This window comes from Azospirillum sp. (assembly GCF_035628975.1).
Classification (GTDB): Bacteria; Pseudomonadota; Alphaproteobacteria; order Azospirillales; family Azospirillaceae; genus Azospirillum.
The window spans coordinates 1-5,792 of record NZ_DASPIS010000012.1 but is presented as its reverse complement, the minus strand read 5'-3'; the positions used below and the strand labels follow the sequence as shown (position 1 = coordinate 5,792).

At 67.5% G+C, this 5,792-nt stretch carries 6 protein-coding genes; 2 read left to right on the top strand and 4 right to left on the bottom strand.

Annotation, left to right across the window (positions count from 1 at the left end; genetic code table 11):
• Window positions 1-272: 272 nt before the first annotated feature.
• From VD964_RS02705 to uraH, 3 genes are all read right to left on the bottom strand, one after another.
• On the bottom strand, window positions 273-1,193 hold the full coding sequence (locus tag VD964_RS02705; RefSeq protein ID WP_324865301.1) for a LysR family transcriptional regulator: 921 nt from the start codon (window positions 1,191-1,193) through the stop codon (window positions 273-275).
• A 192-nt stretch (window positions 1,194-1,385) separates the two neighbouring features.
• Window positions 1,386-3,155: a glyoxylate carboligase gene (gene gcl / locus VD964_RS02700; RefSeq protein WP_324865299.1), complete on the bottom strand. Its 1,770-nt coding sequence runs from the start codon at window positions 3,153-3,155 to the stop codon at window positions 1,386-1,388.
• Between the two features lie 118 nt (window positions 3,156-3,273).
• Entirely contained in the window at window positions 3,274-3,624 is a 351-nt protein-coding gene (uraH, locus tag VD964_RS02695; protein ID WP_324865297.1) for a hydroxyisourate hydrolase, read from the bottom strand.
• Between the two features lie 185 nt (window positions 3,625-3,809).
• Between uraH and puuE the strand changes: the two genes are divergently transcribed.
• Window positions 3,810-4,727: an allantoinase PuuE gene (puuE, locus tag VD964_RS02690; protein ID WP_324865295.1), complete on the top strand. Its 918-nt coding sequence runs from the start codon at window positions 3,810-3,812 to the stop codon at window positions 4,725-4,727.
• A gap of 8 nt (window positions 4,728-4,735) precedes the next feature.
• On the top strand, window positions 4,736-5,248 hold the full coding sequence (gene uraD, locus VD964_RS02685; protein WP_324865293.1) for a 2-oxo-4-hydroxy-4-carboxy-5-ureidoimidazoline decarboxylase: 513 nt from the start codon (window positions 4,736-4,738) through the stop codon (window positions 5,246-5,248).
• Between the two features lie 195 nt (window positions 5,249-5,443).
• Here uraD and VD964_RS02680 read toward each other — a convergent pair.
• Window positions 5,444-5,792, bottom strand: a 349-nt coding sequence (locus VD964_RS02680; protein ID WP_324865291.1) for an NAD(P)(+) transhydrogenase (Re/Si-specific) subunit beta, incomplete at its 5' end; no start/stop codon positions are given.

Genomic DNA, 5,792 nt, shown 5'->3' with positions numbered 1-5,792 from the left:
GAGGCGTGGTCGCGGCGATGAACATCAGCGCCCAGGCCGCCCGCGTCACCTGCCCGGAGATGGAGGTGCAGTTCCTCCCCCACCTGCACCGCGCGTCCGAAGAAGCGCGGGTGCTGCTGGTGCGGTCACGGGGGGTGTGAGAGGCGGCAGTCTTGCCCCCTCCCCAACCCTCCCCCGCTTCGCGGGAGAGGGAGTCAGTCGCAGAGCGGCGGCAGTCCCCTCTCCCACCGAAGGTGGGGGAGGGTTAGGGAGGGGGCACCAGCGCCCGCTCTCTACAGGATCGTGTCCGGCGAGATCGCCGTCAGTGCCGCCTTGATCTTCGGCACGATATGGTCGGCGAAGGCCCGCACCTTGGCCGGCACCAGCGCGCGGTGGGGATAGAGAACCGCCAACGTCACCGGTTCCGGCGGAAACTCCGGCAGGACCGGCACCAGGGCTCCGCTGGCGAGATGCTCCGCCACCTCCCACAGCGGCTTCATGGCAATGCCGCGTCCGTCCAGCGCCCAGCCGGTCAGCACGTCGCCGTCGTCGGCGTCGAAGCGGCCCGACACCGGCAGCTTGACCGGCTCGCCGCCCTCCAGCACGCTCCATTGATATTGCTGGGTGCCGGGGAAGCGAAGCAGCAGGCAGTTGTGCCCGGAGAGGTCCGCCGGCTTCGATGGCCGGCCGCGCTCCGACAGGTAGGACGGCGCCGCCACCAGCACGCGGCGCACGTCGGCGATCTTGCGCACGACGAAGCTGGAATCCTTCAGCGCCGCCATCCGCACGGCCACATCCACCGCCTCGCGCAGCAGGTCCAGCAGATGGTCGGAGAGGCGCAGCCGCACCTCCACCAACGGATGCGCGGCGCAGAAATCCGGCACCAGCGGTGCCAGGATGCGGCGGCCGAAACCGAGCGGCGCCGTCACCCGCACACTGCCCGACGGCACGCCGGACCCGGCGGCGATGCTGCTGTGCGCACGCTCCACCGCCTCCAGAACCTCCAGGCAGCTTTGGTAAAAGTCCATCCCGGTTTCGGTCGCCTGCAACTGCCGCGTCGTGCGGTTCAGCAGCCGGACGCCGAGATGGGTTTCCAGTTGCTGGATGCGGTGACTGACCATGGCCGGCGACATGCGCAGGTTCCGTCCGGCGGCCGACAGGCTGCCCAGTTCGACGACGCGGACGAAGATGCGCATGTTCTCAAGCAACGCCATGCTCGCGCGGACTCCCTTTCGGACGATTGGGCCGGACTGGTGGGTTACGGATCGGCAGCGACGCTAGCACGGGCGAAACGGCGAGGGAATTTCCGCGACGCAGCATTACCGCCAAAAGAAAAGCCGCCGGAGCGCGTGAGCGCCCCGGCGGCTTTCCGGCCGGACGGGATGGGGCCGGACGGGATTGAGCCGTCAGACCAGAACGGTCTCGCTCTCCTCCACCGGCAGGTCGAGGATTTCCTCGAACTCGTTGACGCTGTCGATGTCGGTGCCCATGGCGATGTTGGTCACCCGCTCCAGCACCAGCTCGACGACCACCGGCACCTGATACTCGTCCATCCAGGCCTGGGCCTGGGCGAAGGCATCCTGGATACGGTCAGGCTCGGTGACGCGGATCGCCTTGCAACCCAGCCCTTCGGCCACCGCGACGTGGTCGACGCCATAGACGCCGATCTCCGGCGCGTTGATGTTCTCGAAGGACAGCTGCACCTGGAAGTCCATCTGGAAGGCGCGCTGCGCCTGCCGAATCAGGCCGAGATAGGCGTTGTTCACCAGCACATGGATGTAGGGCAGCTTGTGCTGGGCGCCGACCGCCAGCTCCTCGATCATGAACTGGAAGTCGTAGTCGCCGGACAGCGCAACGATGCGCCGCTTCGGATCGGCGACGCGGACGCCCAGCGCCGCCGGCAGGGTCCAGCCCAGCGGGCCGGCTTGGCCGCAGTTGATCCAGTGGCGCGGCTTGTAGACGTGCAGGAACTGCGCGCCGGCGATCTGCGACAGGCCGATGGTGGTGACGTAGGTGGTGTCCTGGCCGAAGGCGCTGTTCATCTCCTGATAGACGCGCTGCGGCTTCATCGGCACCTGATCGAAGTCGCTGCGGCGGTGCATCGACCGCTTGCGGCCCTGGCAATCCTTGACCCAGCCGCCGAGATCCTTGAAGCGGCCCTCCGCCTTCCACTCCCTGGCAACCTCGATGAACATGTCCAGCGCCGCGCCGGCGTCGGATACGATGCCGAGGTCCGGCATGAAGACGCGGCCGATCTGGGTCGGCTCGATGTCGACATGCACGAACTTGCGGCCCTTGGTGTAGACCTCGACCGAGCCGGTGTGGCGGTTGGCCCAGCGGTTGCCGATGCCCAGCACGAAGTCGGACTTCAGCATCGTCGCGTTGCCGTAGCGGTGGGCAGTCTGCAAGCCCACCATGCCGGCCATCAGCGGGTGGTCGTCCGGGATGGTGCCCCAGCCCATCAGGGTCGGGATCACCGGCACGCCGAGCAGTTCGGCGAACTCCACCAGCTTGTTTGACGCATCGGCATTGATGATGCCGCCGCCGGCCACGACCAGCGGGCGTTCCGCCGCCGCGAACATCGCCAGCGCCTTCTCGACCTGGGCACGGGTGGCCGAGGGCTTGTAGACCGGCAGCGGTTCGTAGGTCTCGTCGTCAAACTCGATCTCCGCCATCTGGACGTCGATCGGCAGATCGATCAGCACCGGGCCGGGACGGCCGCTGCGCATCAGGTGGAAGGCCTGCTGGAAGACGTAGGGCACCTGCGCCGGCTCCAGCACGGTCAGCGCCCATTTGGTCACCGGCCGGGCGATGTCCGGCACGTTGATGGCCTGGAAATCCTCCTTGTGCAGGCGGGCGCGCGGCGCCTGGCCGGTGATGCACAGGATCGGGATCGAGTCCGCGATCGCCGAATAGAGGCCGGTGATCATGTCGGTGCCGGCCGGGCCGGAGGTGCCGATGCACACGCCGATGTTGCCGGCCTTGGCCCTGGTGTACCCTTCCGCCATGTGCGAGGCGCCCTCGACATGGCGGGCCAGCACATGGCGCATGGTGCCGCGCCGCTGCATCGCCGCGTAGAAGGGGTTGATCGCGGCGCCGGGGACGCCGAAGCAGACGTCGATGCCCTCCCGCTCCAGCACCCGCACCGCCGCTTCCGCCGCCGTCATTCTCGCCATCGCTCGACTCCTCACCAAACGCGATTGTTCGTGAGGACAGCTAAGCGCGCTGATGGTGTGTGCGGCAAACCAATGGATTGCCTTTTCCACAGGCTGGAAAGCGGCGCCGAAAGGGGAATCAGCTGCCGCGGTAGGTCGAATAGGCCCAGGGCGAGACCAGCAGCGGCACATGATAGTGCTGGGATGCGTCCTTGATGCCGAAGCGCAGCGGCACCTCGTCGATGAAGTCGGGGCCATCACCGTCGATCGTGCCGATGCGGCGGAAATACTCGCCGGCCATGAACAGCAGCTCGTAGCGGCCGGGCTGGAAGGCGTCGCCCTGGAGCGCCGGGGCGTCGAGCCTACCGTCGGCGTTGGTGGTGAACTCGCCAAGGACCGTGCCGCTGTCGAGCGCCGTCAGGCGGATGCGCATGCCCGGCGCCGGACGGCCGGCGGCGATGTCGAGGACGTGGGTGGTCAGGCGGCCCATGGGGCGGTCTCCGCAGCGATGCATCTCTGGATGCCACAGCTTAAGCCCAACCATCCTCCCCTGCCCACCCGCGAAAATCCGGAAACTGTCTTCACCCCTGCGCCCAATCCGCCGATTGAACCCCCTGCAGCCAATGGCTTAGCGTAGTCCCCGCTTCGACCGCAGCGCAGAAGAGCGAGACGACGATGACCGAAACCGCTTACCCCCGCGACATGATCGGCTATGGCGCCACCCCGCCGCAGGCCAACTGGCCGGGCGGCGCCCGTGTGGCGGTGCAGTTCGTCATCAATTACGAGGAGGGCGGCGAGAACTGCGTCCTTCACGGCGATGCGGCGTCGGAAGCCTTCCTGTCGGAGATCGTCGGTGCCCCGCCGATTCCGGGCGCCCGTCACATGAACATGGAGTCGATCTACGAATACGGCTCCCGCGCCGGCTTCTGGCGGCTGCACCGCCTGTTCACCGAGCGCAACCTGCCGGTCACCGTCTATGGCGTCGCCATGGCGCTGGAGCGCAATCCGGAGGTCGTCGCCGCCATGAAGGCCGCGGGCTGGGAGATCGCCACCCATGGCTGGCGCTGGATCGACTACCAGCATCTGCCGGCGGAGGTGGAGCGCGAGCACATGCTGCGCGCCATCGAGGTCCACACCCGCGTCACCGGCGAGCGCCCGCTCGGCTGGTATCTCGGCCGCTGCAGCCCGAACACCTGGCGGCTGGTCGCCGAGGAAGGCGGCTTCGTCTACAACGCCGATTCCTACGCCGACGACCTGCCCTATTGGGACGACAGCCATGGTCGGCCGCAGCTGATCGTGCCCTACACGCTCGACGCCAACGACATGCGCTTCGCCACCAACCAGGGCTTCAACAGCGGCGACCAGTTCTTCGCCTACCTGAAGGACAGCTTCGACACGCTGTATGCGGAGGGCGAAAGCGCGCCGAAGATGATGTCGGTCGGCCTGCATTGCCGTCTGGTCGGCCGTCCCGGCCGCGCCGCGGCGCTGGCCCGCTTCCTCGATTACGTGCGCAGCCATAAGAAGGTCTGGGTGGCGACCCGGCTCGACATCGCTCGCCACTGGATCGCCGAACACCCCTACGCCCCGAAGTGAGGCCCCCGATGCCCTACAGCCTGGACGATCTGAACAGTATGGACCGCGCCGCCTTCGTCGCGGCCCTGGGCTCGGTGTTCGAGGAAAGCCCCTGGGTGGCCGAAGCCGCCTGGGAGAAGCGCCCCTTCGCCGATGCCGCGGGTTTGCGCGCGGCGATGACCGACATCGTGCGTACTGCGGGACCGGAGCGGCAGCGCGCGCTGATCCTGTCCCACCCCGACCTCGCCGACCGCGCCAGCCGCCCGGCCAACCTGACCGCCTTCTCGCAGACCGAACAGGCGAAGGCGGGCTTGAACGAGTTGACGGACGTGGAGGCACAGGAGCAGCGTGACCTGAACCGCGCCTATCGCGAGCGCTTCGGCTTCCCCTTCATCATGGCGGTGCGCTTCAGCAGCAAGCAGGAGATCCTCGCGGCGATGCGCGAGCGCGTGGCGAACGATCCGGAGGTGGAGTTCGGCCGGGCGCTGGAGGAGATCTACAAAATCGCGGGGTTCAGGCTGGACGATCTGGTGGTGGGGTAGCGTCGGCTGGCGATTGCCCCCTCCCCGACCCTCCCCCGCTGCGCGGGAGAGGGTGCCTTCTGCGAAGCGGCGGCAGTTCCCTCCACCGCCAAAGGCGGGGGAGGGTTAGGGAGGGGGCATTCGAAGCCGACACCCCTTCAAAAACGAAAGCGCGCCGCCCCAACCGGAGCGGCGCGCTTTACCATCCCACAACCTCTAAGCCTCCATCGCCTTCACCACCTCTTCCGTCACCTTCTTCGCATCCCCGAACAGCATCATGGTGTTCGGCCGGAAGAACAGCTCGTTCTCCACACCGGCATAACCGGCGGCCATGCCGCGCTTGATGAAGAACACCGTCTTGGCCTTCTCCACGTCCAGGATCGGCATGCCGTAGATGGCGCTCGACGGATCGGTCTTGGCCGCAGGGTTGGTCACGTCGTTGGCGCCGATGACGAAGGCCACATCCGCCGTGCCGAAGTCGCGGTTGATGTCCTCCAGCTCGAACACCTCGTCGTAGGGCACGTTGGCTTCCGCCAGCAGCACATTCATGTGACCGGGCATGCGG